Annotated in this window: 16 protein-coding genes; 8 read left to right on the top strand and 8 right to left on the bottom strand. The window is 64.8% G+C overall.

Annotated elements, in window-relative coordinates; genetic code table 11:
• Window positions 1–184: 184 nt before the first annotated feature.
• Together ACSR1C_RS05220 and ACSR1C_RS05215 are read left to right on the top strand one after the other, a co-directional pair.
• Window positions 185–2,005 carry an extracellular solute-binding protein gene (locus ACSR1C_RS05220; RefSeq protein WP_460258279.1) on the top strand — a complete coding sequence of 607 codons (1,821 nt, stop codon included), beginning with the start codon at window positions 185–187 and terminating at the stop codon, window positions 2,003–2,005.
• A complete protein-coding gene (locus ACSR1C_RS05215) occupies window positions 2,006–2,119 on the top strand; it encodes an entericidin A/B family lipoprotein (protein ID WP_460258278.1) in 114 nt (37 codons plus the stop codon).
• A gap of 107 nt (window positions 2,120–2,226) precedes the next feature.
• Here the strand turns inward: ACSR1C_RS05215 and ACSR1C_RS05210 are convergent, their stop codons facing one another.
• The gene (locus ACSR1C_RS05210; protein ID WP_460258277.1) at window positions 2,227–2,850 is read right to left on the bottom strand and encodes a helix-turn-helix domain-containing protein; all 624 of its coding nucleotides are present in this window, start codon (window positions 2,848–2,850) and stop codon (window positions 2,227–2,229) included.
• A gap of 293 nt (window positions 2,851–3,143) precedes the next feature.
• Between ACSR1C_RS05210 and ACSR1C_RS05205 the strand changes: the two genes are divergently transcribed.
• Window positions 3,144–3,788 (top strand): DsbA family oxidoreductase, encoded by a 645-nt coding sequence (locus tag ACSR1C_RS05205; protein WP_460258276.1) that lies wholly within the window; start codon window positions 3,144–3,146, stop codon window positions 3,786–3,788.
• 177 nt (window positions 3,789–3,965) lie between these two features.
• Window positions 3,966–5,183, top strand: a complete 1,218-nt coding sequence (locus ACSR1C_RS05200) for a multidrug effflux MFS transporter (protein WP_460258275.1) — start codon at window positions 3,966–3,968, stop codon at window positions 5,181–5,183.
• A 12-nt stretch (window positions 5,184–5,195) separates the two neighbouring features.
• Here the strand turns inward: ACSR1C_RS05200 and mfd are convergent, their stop codons facing one another.
• Both mfd and ACSR1C_RS05190 read right to left on the bottom strand, forming a co-directional pair.
• Window positions 5,196–8,633 carry a transcription-repair coupling factor gene (gene mfd, locus ACSR1C_RS05195; protein WP_460258274.1) on the bottom strand — a complete coding sequence of 1,146 codons (3,438 nt, stop codon included), beginning with the start codon at window positions 8,631–8,633 and terminating at the stop codon, window positions 5,196–5,198.
• A 32-nt stretch (window positions 8,634–8,665) separates the two neighbouring features.
• Window positions 8,666–9,193 (bottom strand): component of SufBCD complex, encoded by a 528-nt coding sequence (locus ACSR1C_RS05190; RefSeq protein WP_460258273.1) that lies wholly within the window; start codon window positions 9,191–9,193, stop codon window positions 8,666–8,668.
• A 120-nt stretch (window positions 9,194–9,313) separates the two neighbouring features.
• On the opposite strand from ACSR1C_RS05190, the gene hemB reads away from it, so the two are divergent.
• The 3 genes from hemB to ACSR1C_RS05175 all read left to right on the top strand — a co-directional run bounded on the left by hemB (window position 9,314) and on the right by ACSR1C_RS05175 (window position 13,575).
• Window positions 9,314–10,315: a porphobilinogen synthase gene (gene hemB / locus ACSR1C_RS05185; RefSeq protein ID WP_460258272.1), complete on the top strand. Its 1,002-nt coding sequence runs from the start codon at window positions 9,314–9,316 to the stop codon at window positions 10,313–10,315.
• Window positions 10,316–10,435: 120 nt separating this feature from the next.
• Window positions 10,436–10,996, top strand: coding sequence for a lipid-binding SYLF domain-containing protein (locus ACSR1C_RS05180; RefSeq protein WP_460258271.1), 561 nt, complete (start codon window positions 10,436–10,438; stop codon window positions 10,994–10,996).
• A gap of 98 nt (window positions 10,997–11,094) precedes the next feature.
• The gene (locus ACSR1C_RS05175; RefSeq protein ID WP_460258270.1) at window positions 11,095–13,575 is read left to right on the top strand and encodes a penicillin acylase family protein; all 2,481 of its coding nucleotides are present in this window, start codon (window positions 11,095–11,097) and stop codon (window positions 13,573–13,575) included.
• Here ACSR1C_RS05175 and ACSR1C_RS05170 read toward each other — a convergent pair.
• From ACSR1C_RS05170 to ACSR1C_RS05160, 3 genes are all read right to left on the bottom strand, one after another.
• On the bottom strand, window positions 13,538–14,908 hold the full coding sequence (locus ACSR1C_RS05170; RefSeq protein WP_460258269.1) for a cytochrome P450: 1,371 nt from the start codon (window positions 14,906–14,908) through the stop codon (window positions 13,538–13,540). The genes ACSR1C_RS05175 and ACSR1C_RS05170 overlap by 38 nt on opposite strands.
• Window positions 14,905–16,113, bottom strand: coding sequence for a hypothetical protein (locus ACSR1C_RS05165; RefSeq protein ID WP_460258268.1), 1,209 nt, complete (start codon window positions 16,111–16,113; stop codon window positions 14,905–14,907). The genes ACSR1C_RS05170 and ACSR1C_RS05165 overlap by 4 nt, the downstream gene beginning before the upstream one ends.
• A gap of 63 nt (window positions 16,114–16,176) precedes the next feature.
• Entirely contained in the window at window positions 16,177–16,932 is a 756-nt protein-coding gene (locus ACSR1C_RS05160; protein ID WP_460258267.1) for a cytochrome c biogenesis CcdA family protein, read from the bottom strand.
• 108 nt (window positions 16,933–17,040) lie between these two features.
• Between ACSR1C_RS05160 and ACSR1C_RS05155 the strand changes: the two genes are divergently transcribed.
• Window positions 17,041–17,268 carry a sulfurtransferase TusA family protein gene (locus ACSR1C_RS05155; protein ID WP_460258266.1) on the top strand — a complete coding sequence of 76 codons (228 nt, stop codon included), beginning with the start codon at window positions 17,041–17,043 and terminating at the stop codon, window positions 17,266–17,268.
• 39 nt (window positions 17,269–17,307) lie between these two features.
• Here ACSR1C_RS05155 and ACSR1C_RS05150 read toward each other — a convergent pair whose 3' ends face one another.
• Window positions 17,308–19,980, bottom strand: a complete 2,673-nt coding sequence (locus ACSR1C_RS05150) for an Rne/Rng family ribonuclease (RefSeq protein WP_460258265.1) — start codon at window positions 19,978–19,980, stop codon at window positions 17,308–17,310.
• A 398-nt stretch (window positions 19,981–20,378) separates the two neighbouring features.
• Window positions 20,379–21,710, bottom strand: coding sequence for a sigma-54-dependent transcriptional regulator (locus tag ACSR1C_RS05145; protein WP_460258264.1), 1,332 nt, complete (start codon window positions 21,708–21,710; stop codon window positions 20,379–20,381).
• Window positions 21,711–21,729: the final 19 nt, after the last annotated feature.

Raw genomic sequence — 21,729 nt, 5'->3', positions numbered from 1 at the left:
AACGCCCGCACGAAGCGGGCGTTAAGTTATTGAGGCAGGTTTCATACAGGCAAGAAACCTATCGAGCAGTGCCCTCTTTATACGCAATCTGTGTGCGTGGTCCAAGCTAAAAGTTTGAAAACTCTGGCAACCGGGCATAGGCTCTGCGCCAATGAAAACAGGGGCAGTCAGGATTGTTGCGCAAATGAGACCAAAGTTTTTCACCCGATCCGGGTTGCTCGGGGCGGCGATCTGCCTGATTCTGGCAGCCAGATTCGCCGCCGCCGAGCCGCGTCATGGCATAGCTATGTATGGCGACCCTGCCCTTCCCCCGGATTTTGTGTCTCTGCCTTATGTGAATCCCGACGCGCCCAAGGGCGGGCGTATCGTGCTGGGCGAGACGGGCAGCTTCGACAGCCTCAACCCGTTCATCCTGAAGGGGCGCGCGCCGTTCGGCGTGCGGGCCTATGTGTTCGAAAGCCTGATGGGCCGATCCTGGGATGAACCCTTCACCCTTTACGGTCTGCTGGCCGAATCGGTCGAGACCGGGCCGAACCGCGACTGGGTCGAATTCACCCTGCGTCCCGAGGCCCGCTTTTCCGATGGCAGCCCGGTAACCGTCGCGGATGTGCTCTGGTCCCACGAGATTCTGGGCACCCAGGGCGATCCGCGCTATCGCACCGTCTGGGACAAGGTCGCGCGCGCCGAGGCCGTGGGCGAGCGCACCGTCCGCTTCACCTTCAACACGCAAGACCGCGAATTGCCGCTGTTGCTGGGAATGCGCCCGATCCTGAAACAGGCGCAGTGGGACGGACACGATTTCGGTGCAAGCGGCACCGGTCTGGTGCCGATCGGTAGCGCGGCCTATGTGATCGATGCGTATGAGACCGGCCGTTATGTGACCCTGAAACGTAACCCCGATTATTGGGGCAAGGATCTGCCGCTGATGCGCGGACAGATGAATTTCAACGAGATCCGCTATGACTATTTCGGCGATGGCGATGTGGTGTTCGAGGCGTTCCGCGGCGGCGAAATCGACAGCTTTCGCGAAACCAACGCCGCGAAATGGGCCAGCGCCTATGATTTTCCGGCAGTGACGCACGGCGACGTGGTGAAGGCCGAGATCGCGAACCGGCGCCCGTCGGGGATTGCCGGGTTCGTGATGAACACGCGGCGCGCGGTGTTTACCGACTGGCGGGTACGCCAGGCGATGATCGAGGCGTTCAATTTCGAATTCATCAACCAGACCCTGAACGACGGCGCCGCGCCGCGCACCACCTCGTATTTCTCGAACTCGGTTCTGGGCATGTCGCACGGCCCGGCCGAGGGTCAGGTGAAGGAACTGCTGACCCCCTTCGCCGACGATCTGCTGCCCGGCGCGCTGGAGGGGTACAGCCTGCCGGTGTCGGACGGCCGCGAATCCAACCGAAAGAACCTGCGCAGCGCCTTGAAATTGCTGCAAGCGGCGGGCTGGGACGTGGCCGGCGACGGGGTTCTGCGCAACGTCGCGGGGCAGGCTTTCAGCTTCGAGATCGTGTTGAAACAGGGCGCCACCGAACCCCAGAAGATCATCGATATCTATGTCGAGGGGCTGAAACGGCTGGGGATTTTCCCCAAGATCACCACCGTGGACAGCGCCCAGTATGCCGAGCGCAGCACCGCCTATGATTTCGACATGACCTATTACTGGCGCGGGCTGTCGCTGTCGCCGGGCAACGAGCAATCGCTGTATTGGGGCCCCGAAGGGGTGGATACCCCCGGTTCGCGCAACTGGATGGGCGCAAGCAACCCGGCCATCGCGGCGATGATCGACGCGCTGCTGAACGCGCCCGACACTGACGGCTTTCTGGCCGCGACCCGCGCGCTGGACCGGGTGCTGACCTCGGGGCGCTATGTGATCCCGATCTGGTTTTCGCCAATCTCGCGTCTTGCGCATAAGAAACAGCTGAAGTATCCCGAAACCATCCCCATGTATGGGGACTGGGACGGTTTCCAGCCCGACATCTGGTGGTATGCGGAGGATTGAATGACCAGACTCTTGATCGTATCCGCGCTGTTGGCCCTGACGGCCTGCGGCACGGTCGAAGGCATCGGGGAAGATATTTCCTCTGGCTCGCGCATGGTGCGCGACGCGTTCTGAGCCTGCGTCACAAGATTGCGGCCCGTTCCGGGCCATTTCCCTTATCTCGCATCCTGCGGATGCTCGGGTTTGCCTCCGGCGGGGATATTTGTTCGAAAAAGAAGCGGTTAGACCAGTGAGGTGACCCAAAGGATCGTCGCGTCCTCTGCGCTGGTCGAGATCACGTTATGGCCCATGGTGGCATCGTAATAGGCGCTGTCGCCACGGCGCATTTCCAGAGGTTCGTAGAATTCGGTATAAAGGGTGATGACCCCGGTCAGCACATAGAGGAATTCCTCGCCGTCATGGCGCACCCAGCCGTCGAATTCATCCATGCTGCGGGCCCGGATCCGGGCGCGGTAGGGCAGCATCTGTTTCTTGGTCAGGGCACCGGCCAGCAATTCATGCTCATAGGTAGTGGTGGCATGGGCCGCGCCTTGGCCCGAAGGGGTGACGGTCATGCGGCCGTTGGCCTGGGTCTTTTGCGGCGGGGTAAAGAGTTGCGGTACCGAGATCGCCAACCCCCCGGCCAGTTTCTTGAGCGCCTCATAGGTGGGCGACATCTGGCCGTTCTCGATCTTCGACAGGGTCGAGCGGGCGAGCCCGGCCTGATTGGCCGCCTGTTCCAGCGTCCAGCCGCGCGCGGTGCGCAACTCGCGCACGCGCTGGCCGAGGTTGACCGGCTCGACGCGCGGTTCCTCGCCCGTGGCGCGGGCCAGGCGGATCAGGCTGGGTTGGTCCGGTTCGCTCATGCTGTGTGCATCTAGCGCGCGCGCCGATCGCTTGCAACTGGCAGGGCTGGCGGGTAGCACGGAGCCATGCAAGCCTTGTTCGATAAAGCGGCTGCGCCGCCCTGCCCCGCCCCGTGCAATCCGGCCGCCCATGCGCCGGCTTCTGTACCCGCGCTGCCCGGCAGGATCGCGTGGGTGGCGCTCACGCCCCCCGGGCAAGCAGCCACGCCTGTATGTGTATCTGGAAACGGTGCCCAAGAACGACATCGTCAAACTGAACCGCTGCGCCCTGCACCAGGGCCGGGAGGCCCCCCATGATCAAGCTTGATATCCTGTCCGATCCGATCTGCCCGTGGTGCTATATCGGCAAGACCAATCTGGACCGCGCGCTGGCCGAGCGGCCCGGTCATCCGTTCACGATCGAGTGGCACCCGTTTCAGCTGAACCCCGAAATGCCGCCCGAAGGGGCCGACCGGCGCAGCTATCTGGAAGCGAAATTCGGCGGCAAGCAACAGGCGGTCGCGGTCTATTCCAGAATTGCCGAAGCCGCCGAAGAGGCCGGGCTGATGATCAATTTCGCCGCGATCGAACGCACACCCAACACGCTGAACGCGCATCGGCTGATCCATTGGGCCGGGATCGAGGGTTGCCAGACCCCGGTCGTGTCCTTTCTGTTCGAGGCGTATTTCGAAAAGGGTCTGGATATCGGCGATACCGATGTTCTGGTGCAGATCGCCGAGCGGGCCGAGATGGACGGCGCCATTATCCGCCGCCTGCTGAACGGCGACGCCGATGCCGATCAGATCCGCGCCCGCGACGCCCATGCGCGCGAACGTGGTGTGACCGGTGTGCCCACCTTCATCGTGGCCGACAAGCACGCGGTGGTTGGCGCACAGCCCGCCGCGATGTGGACCGGCGTGATCGACGAACTGACCACAGATCTGACCGGCAGCGCCTGAGCTGTCGCCACGCCCCCGGTTTGTGCGATTTCCCGCTATTTCGGTCAGACTCTGTGCATGAAGGCACAGTAGAGCCTCTGGCATCAGGTGGCGGGCGGGCATAGGGTCGACTTATCAAACCGCTCGGTTCAGTTTTGCACTTTGCCTGGCGACCCTCATTTCAGTAACGGATCCCCTATGCCCAAGACCCGCCTTTCAAAGCCGGAATTCGTGTCGATGCTGGCGCTTCTGACGGCCACGGTCGCGTTCTCGATCGATGCGATGCTGCCCGCGCTGCCGCAAATCGCCACCGATCTGACCCCGCAGGACGTGAACCGCGCCCAACTGGTCGTGATCACCTTCGTGCTGGGGCTTGGGCTGGGCACATTCGGGGCTGGGCCGGTCTCGGACGCGCTGGGGCGCCGGAGAACGATTATCGGCGGGATGGCGCTTTATATTGCCGGTGCCATGCTTGCCGCCATCGCCCCGACGCTGGAGGTGCTGCTGCTGGCGCGGCTGATTCAGGGGCTGGGTGCCGCCGGGCCGCGGGTCGCGAGCGTGGCGATGATCCGCGATCTGTATGCAGGGCGCGCCATGGCCCAGATCGCCTCTTTTGTGATGACGCTGTTCGCGCTGGTCCCCGCGGTCGCCCCGTCGATGGGCGCGCTGATCGTGGCCGGGGCCGGATGGCGCGGCATCTTTCTGGCCTTCATCGCGTTCGGCCTGATCGGCGGCACCTGGCTGGGTCTGCGCCAGCCCGAGACCCTGCCGCCCGAGCGCCGGATCCCGCTGCGCCCGCATACCTTTGTGGCGGGCACCAAGGAGGTTCTCAGCAACCGCCATGTGACGATGTATATCCTGGTCATGGCGTTCGGGCTGGGTGCCATGTTCGCGATCCTGACCTCGACCCAGCAGGTCTATGATCAGATCTTTGGCAAGGCGACCAGCTTTCCGCTGTGGTTCGGTCTGAGCGCATTGCTGGCGGCCTTCGGGGCGATCATCAATGCAAAGCTGGTGATCCGCTTTGGCATGTGGCGGATCAGCGTTGTGGCCTATCTGGTTCAGGTCGTGCTGTCGGGCGGCTATCTTCTGGCTGCGGCAACCGGCATCATTCCCGGGTTTTTGGCCTTTCCCGTCTTCTTTGTCTGGACGGTATCGTTCTTCTTTCTCAACTCAATGACCTTCGGCAACCTCAATGCACTGGCCATGCAGCCGCTGGGCCATATCGCCGGGGTCGGGGCGTCGATCGTCGGGGGGATCTCGACCATCCTGTCGGTTCTTGTCGCCGCGCCGATCGGGGCCGCGTTCAACGGCACGATTGTGCCGCTGCTGACCGGGGCGTTCGTTTGCGCCAGCATTGCGGTGGCGATCATGTGGCAGGCGCGCATGGACGAAGCGCCGCAACTGGCCGAATAGCGGCCGGCCCGTTCAGGCGGCCGCATTCCTGGCCAGATCGCGGGCAATCGCGAAGGCGCCCTTGATCTTGTCGCTGTCGCGCGCCCAGTCGCGTCGGATGACGATCTTGTTGTCCTTGACCTTCGCCATCCCCTCCTGCGCCTGGATGAAGGCGACCAGCCCGGCGGGATTGGCGAATTTGTCGTTGTGGAACTGGATCGTGGCGCCCCTGGGCCCGCCATCCAGCTTGGCAATCCCGGCCTTCTTGCACATCGCCTTGATCCGCACGATCAGCAGCAGCGTGTTCACCTCTTTGGGCAGCTTGCCGAACCGGTCGATCAGTTCTGCGGCAAAGCCTTCCAGTTCGACCTTGCTGTGCAGTCCCGACAGCCGCCGGTACAGCCCCAGCCGCACGTCCAGATCGGGCACATAAGTGTCGGGGATCAGCACCGGCACGCCCAGGTTGATCTGCGGCGCCCATTGGCCGTCGTCTTCGCTCAGCCCCTCGGCCTCGCCCGACTTGATCCGCGCGATCGCCTCTTCCAGCATCGATTGATAGAGTTCGAACCCCACCTCGCGCACATGGCCGGACTGCTCCTCGCCCACCAGATTGCCAGCGCCGCGAATGTCCAGATCCTGTGCCGCCAGCGTGAACCCGGCGCCCAGCGTATCGAGGCTACCCAGAACCCGCAGCCGTTTTTCGGCCTGCGGCGTCAGCGGCTTGCGCGGCTGGGTGGTCAGATAGGCATAGGCGCGGGTTTTCGAGCGCCCGACCCGGCCGCGGATCTGGTAAAGCTGCGCCAGCCCGAACATGTCGGCCCGGTGCACCACCATCGTGTTGGCAGTCGGGATATCGAGGCCGGATTCCACGATCGTGGTGGCCAGCAGCACGTCATACTTGCCGTCGTAAAACGCGTTCATGCGGTCATCAAGCTCGCCGGCCGCCATCTGGCCATGGGCGGTGATGAACGTGACCTCGGGCACCTGGTCGCGCAGGAACTCTTCGATCTCGGGCAGGTCGGAAATGCGCGGCACCACGTAAAAGCTTTGCCCGCCCCGGTAATGCTCGCGCAGCAGGGCCTCGCGCACCGTCACCGCGTCGAATTCCGACACATAGGTGCGGATCGACAGCCGGTCCACCGGCGGGGTGCCGATGATCGACAGATCGCGCACCCCGGTCAGCGACATCTGAAGCGTGCGTGGAATCGGCGTGGCGGTCAGGGTCAGCACATGGATATCGCTGCGCATCTGCTTCAGCCGTTCCTTGTGGCTGACGCCGAAATGCTGTTCCTCGTCGATGATCAGCAGGCCGAGGTTCTGGAACCGGATGTTTTTTGCCAACAGCGCGTGGGTCCCGATGCAGATGTCGACCGTGCCGTCGGCCAGCCCTTCGCGGGTCTTGGCGGCCTCTTTCGCCCCGACGAAACGCGATAGCTGCCGCACCTCGACCGGAAAGCCCCGGAACCGTTCACGGAAACTTTTGGCGTGCTGGCGCGCCAGCAGCGTGGTGGGCGCGATCACCGCCACCTGCACCCCCGACATCGCCGCGACAAAGGCCGCGCGCATCGCGACCTCGGTTTTGCCGAAGCCCACATCGCCGCAGATCAGCCTGTCCATCGGGCTGCCCTGGGCCAGATCGCCCAGCACATCCTCGATCGCGCGCAGCTGATCCTCGGTTTCCTCGTAAGGAAAGCGGGCGCTGAACGTTTCCCACATATGATGGCTGGGCTCCAGGATCGGCGCCCGGCGCAGGGTGCGTTCGGCGGCCACCCGGATCAGCTTGTCGGCGATCTGGCGGATGCGTTCCTTCAGCTTGGCCTTCTTGGCCTGCCAGGCACCGCCACCCAGCTTGTCGAGCATCCCCTCTTCGTGCCCGTAACGGCTGAGCAGCTCGATATTTTCCACCGGCAGGAACAGACGGTCGCCGCCGGCGTATTCCAGCGCGATACATTCATGTGGCGCACCCATCGCGGTGATGGTTTCCAGCCCGTTATAGCGGCCCACGCCATGTTCCACATGCACGATCAGATCGCCGGGCGACAGCGATTGCGCCTCTGTCAGGAAGTTTTCGGCCCGCTTGCGTTTCTTGGGGGATCGGATCAGCCGGTCGCCCAACACGTCCTGTTCCGAAATCACGGTAAGCTGCGGCCCCTGAAAGCCGTGCTCCAGCGCCCAGACCGCCAGATAAAGCCCCCGGCCCGGTTTCACGTCGCGGATGTCGGTGATCGGCAGAGCATCGGTGACGCCCTCATCCTCCATCAACCCGCCCAGCCGCTCGCGCGCACCGTCGGAATACGAGGCGATAATCACCGGCCCCTCGTCGCGCCGGACCTTCACGTGATCGGCCAGAGCACTGAAAAGACTGACCTGTTCAAGCTGCCGCTCGGGCGCGAAATTGCGCCCGATCCGCCCCCCCGCGTCGATCACACCGGGGCCGGTGCCCTGTGGCAGGGGGTTCAGCCGCAGCACCCGGTGGCCCGCAATCGCGGTGTCCCAATCGGCATCATTCAGATACAGCAGCCCCGGCGGGCAGGGTTTATAGACCGTGTCCATCCGGCTTTTCTGGCTCATCGCCTCGGCCCGGGTGTCGTACTGGTCTTCGATGCTCTCCCACCGCGACAGACGGCTGGCCGTCACCTGATCGTCCAGAAAAACAGACGCATCGGGCAGATAGTCGAACAGGGTTTCCAGCCGCTCGTGAAAGAACGGCAGCCAATGCTCGGCGCCCTGATGCTTGCGCCCGGCGCTGACGGCCTCGTACAGTGGATCGTCGCTGCCGGCCGCGCCGAACTCGATACGATAGTTCTGCCGGAACCGGGTGATCGCGGGCTCGTCCAGAATGACCTCGGACACCGGGGCCAGTTCCACAACCGTCAGTGTCTCGGTGGTGCGCTGGGTGGCCGGATCGAAACGCCGCGCGCCGTCCAGCACATCGCCGAACAGATCCAGCCGCACCGGCCCGGACTGACCGGGCGGGAAAATGTCGATGATCCCGCCGCGAATCGCATAGTCGCCCGGCTCCATCACCGTGGGCGATTGTGAAAACCCCATGCGGGTCAGAAAGTTGCGCAGCGCGGCTTCATCTATGCGCTGACCCACGCGGGCGCTGAACGCGGCCTCTTGCAGCACCGCGCGGGCCGGCACCCTTTGGGTTGCCGATGACAGCGTGGTCAACAGGATGAACGGCCCCGGCACCCCATGCGCCAGCCCGGCCAGCGTCGCCATCCGCGCCGCCGACACTTCGGCATTGGGCGACATGCGGTCATAGGGCAGGCAATCCCAGGCGGGAAAGTCCAGCACCACCGCATCGGGGGCAAAGAACGACAGCGCGGCCCGCATCGCGGCCATGCGCTTGTCATCGCGTGCGACATGAAGGACCGGCTTTCCGGTCTTGGTCAGCTCTGTGGCCAGAAGCCGGGCGTCGAAGCCTTCGGGCGCGCCGCCGACGGTGATGTGATCGGGCTGGGACATGGAGGCGTCAGTTAACCCAGCAGGCCGCCCTGTCAACCGCCCAATGCGCCGATCGACAGGTTCTGATGCATCCCCCACAGCGAGGTGACGAGGATCGACAGCATCCCGATCGCCTGTGTGGCCTGCCGGTGCTGGCGCAGCATCCGGTGCAATTGCGGGCCGGTGGCGCCCGCCCGCGCGATCCGGTGCGCGGTGTGGATGCTCAGCCCGCCCACCAGTGTCAGCGGCACCGCCAGCAGCAGAACCGCCTGGCAGAACTCGATCCAGTAGTAGAAGCCCAGCACCGCCAGCGTGGTCAGCCCGAAACAGGCCAGCCCCAGCAGCCACATGCCGGACATGCCGGAAATATAAAGGATGCGGTTCACGTTGATCCGCACCATGTCGTTCAGATCGGCCTCGGCCTGGCCACCCTGGCGCGCGCCGCGCTGGATCAGGTCGAACGGAACCCCCAGCACCCAATGCGCCGCCGACGACCACACCACGGCCAGCGCGATCCAGTACCACAGGTTCGAGAAGGATCGCATGTCGATCACTTCAAAGACGGTCTTGTACCAGTCCAATGCCTGCCCTCTTTATTCTGCGTTGCCGAATAGGTTAACGACGCGCACAGCCGATTCCCACCCTTGAGATGCGGCCAAATCCATGTCACCCAGATACAAACGCCGCCCAAGGAGCCTGTGATGCGCCCGACCGTCGCCCCCTTCCCCGCCACACGTCTGCGCCGGCCCCGCAAATCCGCCGCGATGCGCGCACTAGTACGTCAGAACACACTGAGCGTCGACGATCTGATCTGGCCGATTTTCGTGCGCGACGGCCACGGCGTGGAAGAGCCCGTGCCCTCTATGCCCGGCGTCAACCGTCTGTCGATCGACCGGGCGGTGGCGGCGGCCGAAGAGGCGGCAAAGCTGGGCATTCCGGCGATCTGCCTGTTTCCCTATACCGACCCCGCGCTGAAGACCGAACTGTGCGAAGAAGCCTGGAACCCCGACAACCTGTCGAACCGCGCCATTCGCGCGATCAAGGCCGCCGTGCCCGAAATCGCGGTGATGACCGATATCGCGCTTGATCCCTATAACATCAACGGCCATGACGGGATCGTGCGCGGCGGCGAGATCGTCAATGACGAAACCGTGGCGGCGCTGGTCAGGATGGCGCTGGCCCAGGCCGAAGCCGGGGCCGATATTCTGGGTCCGTCGGACATGATGGACGGCCGGATCGGCGCGATGCGCGCGGCGCTGGAGCAGGACGGCCACGCCAATGTGGCAATCCTGAGCTATTCGGCGAAATATGCCTCGGCCTTTTATGGCCCGTTCCGCGATGCGGTCGGGGCCACCGGCGCGCTGACCGGCGACAAGAACACCTATCAGATGGACCCGGCCAACAGCGACGAGGCCCTGCGCCTGATCGAACGCGACCTGATGGAAGGCGCCGACATGGTAATGATCAAGCCGGGGATGCCCTATCTGGATATCTGCCGCCGGGTGAAGGACACATTTGGCGTACCGACCTATGCCTATCAGGTGTCGGGGGAATACGCGATGTTGCAGGCGGCGGCGCAGAACGGCTGGCTTGATGGCGACAAGGTGATGATGGAAAGCCTGCTGGCCTTCAAGCGCGCGGGCTGCGACGGGATCCTGACCTATTTCGCGCCAGCGGTAGCGCGGCGGTTGAAATCGCTGTGATCAGACGCGGGAAACCGCCGCACAGCCATATGTATTGGTGACAGAACAGGCGAAAACCCCTATAGGTAGGGGAACGGCACAAAAAGTGCCGATCCGTACAGGCATGATGAGGGCAGTGACATGACCATGTATTCCCGCCGCAGGTTTATGATGGCCGCGGGCGCCACCACGGCGCTGACCGCAGGCTGCGGCAATGGCGTGGGCTCCGACGGGGCGTCGACGCTGGACGCGCGGGTGGACTCGACCCGCAACTATCTGTTCGATCAGTATCCCGGCACCTATGATCTGGCGCAAAAGGCGCAGGGCATCCTGTGGATGCCGCTGATCACCAAGGCCGGCTTCGTGTTCGGTGGCGCCTATGGCAAGGGCGCGCTGCGGATCGACAACGTGACCGTGGATTACTATTCCGCCACCCAGGCCACCTTCGGCCTTCAGATCGGCGCGCAGCAATATGCCCATGCGCTGTTCTTCATGACCGAGGATGCGCTGTCGGAATTCCGCCGCTCGTCGGGCTGGTCGGCCGGGGCGGACATGGAATATGCGCTGAACGATCAGGGCGGCAACCTGTCGGCCGAAACCCTGACCGCGCTGGACCCGATCATCGCCGTGGTCTTTGGCCAGGCCGGGCTGATCCTGGGCGCCACGCTGGAAGGCACGAAATACACCCGCATCATTCCGTGATACACAGCCGCGCGGGCGGGCGAAAAGTTACCGCCGCCCCGCTTCCCCCGGACATGCGCTTGCCCTAATCTGCGCCGGCCGCAATATACGGGAATTCCATGCCGATACTCTTTCGCTGGCTGCTGCGCCTGTTCGCCGCCCTGGCCGCCCTGGCGGCGCTGGCGGTGCTGGGCACCTATTACCTGGCCTCGCGTTCACTGCCCGAATATGACGCCACGGTGCGGGCCCAAGGGCTGTCGGGCCCGGTCGAGATCGTACGCGACAACGCCAATGTGCCGCATATTTCGGGGCAAACCGACGAGGACGTGTATTTCGGCCTTGGCTTCGCCCATGCGCAGGACCGGCTGTGGCAGATGACCATGCTGCGCCGCACCGCGCAGGGCCGGCTGAGCGAGCTGTTCGGCGAACGCACCGTCAAGATCGACGAATTGCTGCGCCGGTTCGATCTTTATGGGCTGGCGGTCAAATCCGTCGCCGCGCAGGACGATCAGGTCAAGGCCGCGCTGGCCGCCTATGCCCGGGGGGTGAATGCCCGCATCGCGCAGGTGAACGCGCAGGCGCTGGGCCGCGGCGCGCCTGAATTCTTTCTGTTCTCGAACGAGGTCGCCTATTGGCAGCCCGCCGATTCCATCGCCATCGGCAAGCTGCTGGCGATGGAACTGACCGGCCATCTGGAAACCGAGGTGCTGCGCGCCCGGCTGTCGCTGTCGCTGGCCCTGCCCGAAGACCGGGTGCCCGATATCCTGCCCGATGTGCCGGGGCCGGGCGTGGCCGCCTTGCCAAATTATGCCTCTTTGATGCCCGGCGTGCAGCCCGGCATGGCCGCACTGAATCCACCGCGCGATCCGCTGTCGCCGGTCGCGCCGCGCGATCTGGCCGGGGCGTCCAATGCCTGGGCGGTGGCGCCATCACGTTCGGCCGCGGGCGGCACACTGCTGGCCAATGATCCGCATCTGGGACTGACCGCGCCGACGATCTGGTATCTGGCGGGGCTGGATCTGTCGACCGGCGGGGTGATCGGCGGCTCGGTGCCGGGCTCGCCTACGATTCTGGCGGGCCGCTCGGCGCATCTGGGCTGGGGCCTGACCACACCCTATCTGGACGATGTCGATGTCTATATCGAAAAGCTGAACCCCGAAAACCCAGAGGAATACCTGACCCCGGACGGGTACAAGCGGTTCACGACCCGCCGGTCGATCATCCGCATCAAGGATCACGAACCGCTGACCGTCACCCTGCGCTGGACCGAAAACGGCCCGGTCCTGCCCGGCGGCCATTACGGGCTGCGTGCCATCACACCGCCGGGCCATGTGGCGGCAATCGCCTGGACCGCGCTGGGCGACCACGACCGGTCAGCCACCGCCGCGCTGAAACTGATGGCGGCGCAATCGGTCGACGAGGCGATCGAGGCCGGGCGCGACTGGCAGGCCCCGGCGCAGAACCTGACCCTGATCGACAAGAACAGCATCGCCCTGCAGATGGTCGGCGCGATGCCGCGCCGCGATGCTCGCCACCAGACCCAGGGGCGGATGCCCGCGCCCGGCTGGATCGCCGACAACCGCTGGCAGGGCACCTTTCCCTATGACGACAATCCACGCTTCACGAACCCCGAAGGCGGCATTTTGGGCAACACCAACAACAAGCTGGTGGACCGCCCGTTCCCGCGGCATGTCAGCTTCAGCTGGGGCGACAGTCAACGCATCCAGCGCTGGCGCAAGCTGATGCAAAGCCGCGAGGTGCATACCCGCGAAAGCTTTATCGAGGCGCAACTGGATACGGTCAGCTTCACCGCCCGCGCGTTGCTGCCGCTGATTGCGCGCGATCTGTGGTACACCGGCGAACCCGCCGCGGACAACACGCCCGCGCGCCAGCGCCAGAAAGCGCTGGAGCTGCTGGCCAACTGGAACGGCGAGATGAACGAGCATATGCCCGAACCGCTGATCTATGCCGCCTGGCTGCGCGCCCTGCAGGATCGGCTGATCCGCGACGATCTGGGCCCGCTGGCCGATGCCTTTCCGCATGTGGAGCCGCTGTTTATCGAGCGCGTGTTCCGCGATGTGGACGGCGCCGGCGCCTGGTGCGACATCCGCCAGTCCACCGCGGTTGAAACCTGTTCCGACACCGCCCGCATCGCGCTGGACGAAGCGCTGATCTGGATCGCGGAGCATCACGGCGGCAGTCTGGAAAGCCTGCGCTGGGGCGATGCGCATCAGGCGCTGCACGACCACCCGGTGCTGGGCGAGGTGCCGGTGCTGAAATGGCTGGTCAATATCCGGCAGTCGACCAGCGGCGGCGACAACACCCTGCAACGCGGCCTGACCAGCGGCACCGATCCGCGGCCCTTTTCCAACGTCCACGCGGCGGGCTATCGCGGGGTCTATGATTTCGCCGATCCCGACAGTTCGGTCTTCATCACCGCCACCGGCCAGTCGGGCCATCCGCTGTCGCGCCATTACGACGATCTGGGCGAACTGTGGCGGCGCGGTGAATATGTGCCGATGTCGCTGGATCCGAACCTGGCCCGTGCCGGGGCGGTAGGGGTTACGCGGCTGGTGCCGGCGGGGTCTGACGACGGCTGAGCTTCAGCCAGATCCCGTCTTTCGCGCGCACCGTCAGATGCGCCACCGGCACAGGGTCGCGGCCTTCGACCCGCTCGAACCGCCACGCGCGCAGCAAAAGGGCCAGCAGCAGCGGCCCCTCGACCATCGCGAAGCCCGCGCCGGTGCAGACCCGTGGCCCGGATGAAAACGGCATATAGGCGCCGCGCAGGCAGGTCTTGCCGTTTTCGGTGGCAAAGCGGTCGGGGTCGAAATCGTCGGGCCGGTCCCACAATCGTTCGTGCCGGTGCAGGTGCCAGGGCGACAGCACGATCTGGCTGCCCGGTTTCACGGCACGGTCGCGGAACTGTTCGGGCCGGGTCGCTTCGCGCACCATCATCGGCACCGGCGGATACAGGCGCAGCGCCTCGCGGAACACGTCGCGCGTGAACTTCAGCTTGGACATGTCTGAAAAATCTGGGTTTTCTCCGAACGCTGCCGCCTCTGCCGCGACCCGGTCCTGCGCATCGGGGTAAAGCGCCAGCAGATACAGCGCCCAAGCCAGTGCCGAGGCCGAGGTTTCATGCCCCGCCAGAAAGAAGATCGCCACCTGATCGACCATTTCTTCGGTATCGAACCGCGCACCGGTCTGCGGATCGGCGGTGGTCATGATCTTGGTCACCAGATCGTCGGGCGCCGTGCCCGCCTGGATCGCGGCCCCGCGCGCGGCGGTCAGCTCGGTGATCAGCGCGCGGATCGATTTCGCGGTGGCCCTGGTGCGCGCCCGGTGAAAGCGCGGCACCCAGCGCGGCAGTGGGACGAAGGCGGCCAGATTCAGGATCGGCTGGGTGCGTTGATAGTCGCGGAACTGGGTAAAGACCCGCGCCGCGATCTCATGCTCGATCGGGATCGAAAACAACGTGCGAAAGATCACGTCGGCCGCCGCGTGGCTGGTCTGGGCCTCGATCTCCTGCACGCCGTCCGACAGCCGGGCCGCCGCCGCCTGCCCCGCCGCGACCATCGCCGGAAACGTGTCACGCAGCCGCCCGCCTTCGAACGCGGGGTCGATGATGCGGCGCTGGCGCTGCCATGTGGCGCCGTTGGTCAGAAACACCGAATTGCCCAGCAGCGGCCGCAGCCCTTCGCCGACCCGGCCCGATTTGGGGAAATCGAGCGGGCGCTGCTTGAGCACCAGATCAATCAGATCGGGTTCGTTGACCAGATAGGAGCGAAAGAACGGCGTGCGGAACTCGGCCATCTTGGCGCGGTACAGCTTGGCCGGCTGGGCCGACAGGATGTCGTCGCGAAACAGCCGCAGATAGCGCAGCAGCGACACGCGCTCGGGGCGGCTGGCGGGTTTGGGCGGGGTCGTCATGCGGCCATCGTCCGATAGCCCGATACCGCCGCCTCGATCCTGCTTTTCGAGGGGGGCCGCCCGGTATAGCGCGCGCCCAGCGTCAGCGGCCCGGCGGTGATCCGAAAGTAATCATAATCATGCGGTCGGTCGAACGCGCACAGGTACTGGAAATGCAGCCGGAAAAACCGCCAGCGCAGTTCTTTCCAGCGCGCGGGGCTCAGGGTCTGGCTGAAAGCGGCCGAAAGTACCAGCGGCCAGCGCTTGTCCGCAGGCGCCACGCCGGTCACCGCCACCGGATCGCACAGCGCAAAGGCGCAGCCGTCGCCGGGGGCCGTGACATCGACCCAGGTCAGCTCATCGCGCGCCGACAGGTAGTGCAGATCGGCGCGCAGCCGGTCCGCGCCCGGCAGGAACGACACCATCGGCACCACCTGTCCCAGCGACAGAAACGACAAGACGGGCCCGCCGTCCGGCACCCCGTCGCGGATCAGATCGGCCAGGATCGACACCGCCAGATGCGCCCCCGACGAATGGCCCACCACCAGAACCTCGTCCACATCCGCGCGCAGGGCGTCGGCGATGGTGGCGCGAAATTCGGTCATACGGGCCTCCAGCAATGGCGGGTTGGCGCCGCGGGACTGGGCCGCATAGGCAAAATCATGCATCAGGTAATAGGCATAAAGTCTGTTGTCGTGCTTGCGAAACCAGGCCAGAACCGGCCAGACAGCGACCAGCCCCAGCCAGCCGGCAAAGGGCAGCCCGCTCAGCCCCAGAACCGCCCCCAGCCCGCGCGCCAGCGCCATTGCCAGGGCAAGCTGACCCAGCAGCATGAAGATCGGGTAAAGCGCGGCAATCACCGGCCCCTTGCGCAGCCGCATCAGCCGGAACAGCGCCCCCGACCCGATATAGGCCCAGGCGGTGCGGATCAGTTGCAGATAGGTGGCAGCAATGCCCTGATCCATCGAGTCGCGCACGATATCGGACCAGACCAGAACCTCGACATCAGTGGTCACTTCGGCCCCGTCGATCCGGGCGGTCACATGCCAGCCATATGGCCCGCCGCCCTGTTTCGCGCGCAGCCCGATATCATAGCCGGACATGACCGCCTGCGCGGCACCTTCCTTGCGGTACAGCTCCCGGTAGCGGCGGGGGTGAATCGGATCATAGCCGGGGATATAGAACACCCGGCGTCGCCGCACCTGTTGCTGTGCTGGTTTGTCCATTCGGGCGCTCTGCTCTTCCTTGCGCGAAAGCATAGCGCGGGAGTTTGGCGAAAGTAAGCCGCCTCAGCCCAGGCTGGCAAGACCGGGGAAGGTTTCCAGCAGCCAATAGGAAAAGGACGAAAACCCGCCGGTCAGCATCAGCAGGCCGATGGTCCACAACAACAGGCCCATGATCCGCTCGATCTGTTCCATATGGCGTTTCATCCAGCCCATGACCCCGGTCAGCCGCGGAAAGAACGCCGCGACCAGCAGAAACGGAAGGCCCAGACCCGCCGCATAGACCGCCAGCAGCAGCGTGCCACGCGCCAGGTTGGCCTCGCTTGCCGCCATCGACAGGATCGCGCCCAGTTGCGGGCCGATGCAGGGCGTCCAGCCAAAAGCGAAGGCCAGCCCCAGCAAATAGGCCCCGAAGGCCGAGCCGCCACGGTCGCCCGCATCCAGCCGCGCCTCGCGTTCCATGAACGGGATGCGGATGGCGCCGACGAAATGCGCCCCGAAGATCATCACGATCACGCCCGCGACGATGTTGAAATAGGTCTGGTTTTGCAAAAAGAACGCGCCAAAGGCCGAGGCGGTGAAGCCCAGGAACAGAAACACCGTCGACAGGCCCATCACGAAGAACAGCGCCGACAGCAGTGCACGGCGCCGGGCGCGGGCCTGATTGCTGCTGAGTTCGGTCATGGTGATGCCGCTCATATAGGCCAGATAGGGCGGCACGATCGGCAGCACGCAGGGGCTGAGGAAGCTCAGCAGCCCCGCCACCAGCGCCACGAGCATCGCCGGCAGCAACCCCGCGTCGATCAATTCTATTCCGAACATCACGGTCCCCTTTTGCGCCCGGCATAACGAATGCGGCGGCCCAGGTCACGGGGGGTGCGCTCACATTCACGTGGACATGCTGTCACATCGTGCCTAAAGCGATGCGCCATGACCCATGACGCCGAGATCGACGCGACCGGGCTGAAATGCCCCCTGCCCGTGCTGCGCGCACGAAAGGCGCTGGCCGCGATGACGCCCGGCCAGGTGCTGCGCCTGCTGGCCGACGATCCCGCCGCGATTGTCGATGTGCCGCATTTCTGCGCCGAGGCGGGGCATGAATTTCTGGATATGACCGAGGATGGCCCGGTCTGCGCCTATCTGATCCGGCGGATGTGAAAACGCCGGGCGCGTGGCCCGGCGCTTCCCTGTCCTTGCTTAGCGGATCGACCACCAGCCGCGTTTTTTCGGCTTGTTGTCTTCCTCGGGCGCCTCGGCGGTATATTCCGGTTCGGGCTCGGGCTGCGGCGCGGGCTCTTGCGGAACCTCGGCGGCAACCGGGGGCTCCTCGGGCATATGCACCACTTCGGGCTCGGCGGCAGGCAGGTCCTGTGCCACCGGCTCCGGTTCGGGCGCAGGGGTTTCCTCGGCAACCGGTGCGGGCTGCGGGGCCTCTTCGGCGACCGGCGCGGGGGTCTCTTGCGGCGCTGCGACCGGTTCTTCCGGCATGGGCGCGGCGGTCTCCTCCGGCACGGTCACATCGGCCTTGGGCTCGGTGCTTACGGCCTCGGGCGTGGTTTCGTCACCTTCGGTCACGGCCGCCGGCGTTCTTGATCTGGAACGGCTGCGGCTGCGGCTTCTGCTGCGCGCGGATTTGGGCTTCTCTTCCACTGCGGGGGCGCCTTCACCCTCGGCGGTTTCGGTCACCGGGGCCTCGGGTGCCTCGACGCTTTCACCCGTATCTGCGGCGCCTTCGTCGGTGCTCTCGCCCCCGTTGGTGCCGGTCGAGCTTTTCCGCCGCCGCCGCCGCCGGCGCTTTTTCTTCGGCGCAGGTGTCTCTTCGCCGGTGGCCCCCGGCGTTTCGACCTGCTCCTCCTCGACCTCTACGTCAACCTCGTCCTCTTCCTCGAACTCGGGCATGTCGGAGGTATCCACCGAAATCACCGGCGCGATCACCTCGGGCACGGTCCGGGTGGCGGTCTTGAAACGCTCGATGGTGAAATCGGGGCTGATCAGCGTCGCGTCGGCCTCGATCCGCACCGAGATGCCATAGCGCGCCTCGATCTGGGCGATATGCTCGCGCTTCTGGTTGACCAGGAAGTTCACGATCCCCACCGGCGCCTTCAGCAGCACCTCTTTGCTGCGACCGCGCACGCCCTCTTCTTCCAACTGGCGCAGGATCGACAGCGCAAGGTTGTCGTCGGACCGCAGCAGACCGGTGCCGTGGCAATGCGGGCACGGCTGGGTCGTGGCCTCGATCATGCCGGGGCGCAGACGCTGGCGCGACATTTCCAGCAGGCCGAAGCCCGAAATGCGGCCGACCTGAATGCGGGCACGGTCGGTTTTCAGCTTGTCCTTCAGCTTCTTCTCGACGGCGGCGTTGTTCTTGCGCTCTTCCATGTCGATGAAATCGATCACGATCAGGCCCGCAAGGTCGCGCAGACGCAGCTGGCGGGCCACCTCTTCGGCGGCTTCCAGGTTGGTCTTGGTCGCGGTATCCTCGATCGAACCTTCCTTGGTGGCCCGGCCAGAGTTCACGTCGATCGCCACCAGCGCCTCGGTCACGCCGATCACGATGTAACCGCCGGATTTCAGCTGTACCGTCGGGTTGAACATTGACGACAGATAGCTTTCGACCTGGAACCGTGCGAACAGCGGCAGCGGGTCGGTGTAATGCTTCACGTTCTTGGCGTGGGACGGCATGATCATCTTCATGAAGTCCTTGGCCACGCGATAGCCGGCCTCGCCCTCGACCAGCACTTCGTCGATCTCGCGGTTATAGAGATCACGGATCGTACGCTTGATCAGGTTGCCCTCTTCATAGATCGGGGCCGGGGCGACGGATTTCAGCGTCAGCTCGCGGATCTGTTCCCACAGCCGCTGCAGATATTCGTAGTCGCGCTTGATTTCCGACTTGGTGCGATTGGCGCCCGCAGTGCGGATGATCAGGCCGGCGCCTTCGGGCACCAGGATCTCGCCCGCGATTTCCTTGAGCTTCTTGCGGTCGGCGACGTTGGTGATCTTGCGGCTGATGCCGCCGCCGCGCGCGGTGTTGGGCATCAGCACGCAATAACGGCCGGCCAGCGACAGGTAAGTGGTCAGCGCCGCGCCCTTGTTGCCGCGCTCTTCCTTGACGACCTGCACCAGCAGGATCTGGCGAACCTTGATGACTTCCTGGATTTTATAGCGCTTGGGCCGCGGCTTGCGCGGCTGGCGGATTTCCTCGGTCACGTCTTCGTCGGCGACGGATTCGATTTCGGAATCGCGGTCGGAGGCGTCAGAGAAATCGCCGTTTTCGTCGCTGTCCGACCCGTTGTCCTCGGTGTTGTTTTTATCCGCAGCGTCGGTGGCGTCGGTGGACTCTTCGACCTGCGCATCCTCGGCGGTGGGTTCCTGCCCCGGCGCGTCCTCGTCGCTGGCCGCGGTGGTCTCATCGGTCAGATCGACCACATCCATACCGGGGATCGAGTCGGGCACATCGCGGGTTTCGACCGCATCTTCGGTCTTGGCCGTTTCGGCCTTCGGCTTGGACCGCGACCGGGACCGCGAGCGGCTGGAGCTGGAGCGTGTGGGCTTGTCCTCTTCCTCTTCCAGGGACTGCACATAGGCGCGTTCCTCGGCCAGCAGCGCCTCGCGGTCGGCCACCGGGATCTGATAGTAATCCGGGTGGATCTCCGAGAAGGCCAGGAACCCGTGGCGGTTGCCGCCGTAATCGACAAAGGCCGCCTGAAGCGACGGTTCGACCCGGGTTACCTTTGCGAGATAGATGTTGCCAGCAAGCTGGCGTTTGTTGACGGATTCGAAATCGAACTCGTCAACTCTGGTTCCGTCAACCACCACAACGCGGCATTCTTCCGCGTGGGTGGCGTCGATAAGCATTTTCTTAGCCATTGTGTCTCTTTGCACCGCAGCAAGCGCCCCGGCCCTGGCGGGCGGGAACGTTGCGGGTGGTGTCTGGTTTGGGCGTGGGGCTGAGCAACGACGGCATGCCAGGCGGCGTCATGCCTGCCTGCTTGGTGCCTGTTCGTGCTCACGCGTTCCATCGCGGTTTATCTCCGATGCCGGGAACCGGCATCCGTTGGTAAAACCCGCCCACGTTGGGGCCGGGTCAATCTTGTGGCCAGATGGCCGATCGGTCTGCTTTCTGTCGGGTCGGACGTCGTGCCGAGGCGACGCGAAAAACAGCGAAACTGTACAACGCAGGGCTGCAATTTGCAGACAGCCTGCCGTTCGCCGACCTTAGCGGCAGACGGCAGGGAATGACAATGGTGTTTTTTCCACAGCCCGGTTTACAGGTAGTCGGAGCGGCTGAGCCCGTATTTCGCCATCTTCTCGTTCAGGGTCCGGCGCGGCAGGCACAGCTCTTCCATCACATTGACGATCGAGCCCTTGTGGCGGCGCATCGTGTTGTCGATCAGCATCCGCTCGAACGCCTCGACATATTCCTTCAGCGGCTTGCCCTCGGTGGTCATCACCGGCTGCATTTCGTCATCGTCCGACATCAGCAGCGACGCGATCGTCCCCGAGCCGCGCCGGTTCTGCAGCACCGCCCGCTCGGCCACGTTGATCAGTTGGCGCACATTGCCCGGCCAGGGCGCCTGCAACAGCTGCGCGGCCTCCTGGGCGCTGACCTCGGGTGCGTCACAGCCGTATTCGTCGGCGAACTGGTCGGACAGGCGGGTGAACAGGGTCAGGATATCCTCGCCGCGCGTCCGCAGCGGCGGCAGGGTGATCTTCATCGCCGCCAGCCGGTAAAACAGATCGGGGCGCAGCATGTCCTCGCAGGTCTTGCCCTGCTCTTGCAGGTTGCTGACCGCGATGATCCGGGTCTCGGCGGGTGTGCCCTGATCGTTGATGAAGGTCAGCAGCCGCGCCTGAAGCGCCTGCGGCAGTGCCTCGATATCCTCAAGGCACAGGGTGCCGCCCCGCGCCTCTTCGACCAGCGGCAGGTTGCCGTCGGCGCCCGGCGGGCCGAACAGCCGCGTGGTCAGATCGCCTTCGGCATAGGCGGTACAGGACACCTGGACGAATTTGCGCCCGGCCCGCGGCCCCACCGCATGCAGCGCATGGGCCACCAGCGTCTTGCCGGTGCCGGTTTCGCCGTCGATCAGCACATGACCGTCGGCCTGCCCCAGATCGAGGATATCCTCGCGCAGCCGGTCCATCACCGGCGAGGTGCCGATCAGCTTTTTCATCAGCACCGTGCCGTCCGACAGCTCGCGCCGCAGGGCGCGGTTGTCCAGCGTCAGGCGGCGGTTCTGCGCCGCGCGCTTGGCCAGTTCGGTCATCCGGTCGGGGTTGAACGGCTTTTCCAGAAAGTCATAGGCGCCGACGCGCATCGCCTCGACCGCCATCGGCACGTCGCCATGGCCGGTAATCATGATCACCGGCAGGCTGCTGTCCTGGCTCATCAGCTTTTTCAGGAACACCATGCCGTCCATGCCCGGCATCCGGATGTCGGACACCACGATGCCCGGATAGTCCGAGCCGATGCCCTTCAGCGCATCCTCGGCCGAAGCATAGGTTTCAGTGTCGAAGCCCGACAATGCCAGCCACTGGCTGATCGACTGGCGCATGTCCTGTTCGTCATCCACGATAGCGATCTTGATGCCGCGGTTCATCGGCTCTCCTCGTCTGTTG

This window comes from Actibacterium sp. D185-2, from assembly GCF_054954595.1.
The sequence above is the reverse complement of the archived record's forward strand: the minus strand, read 5'-3'. Positions and strand labels throughout refer to the sequence as shown.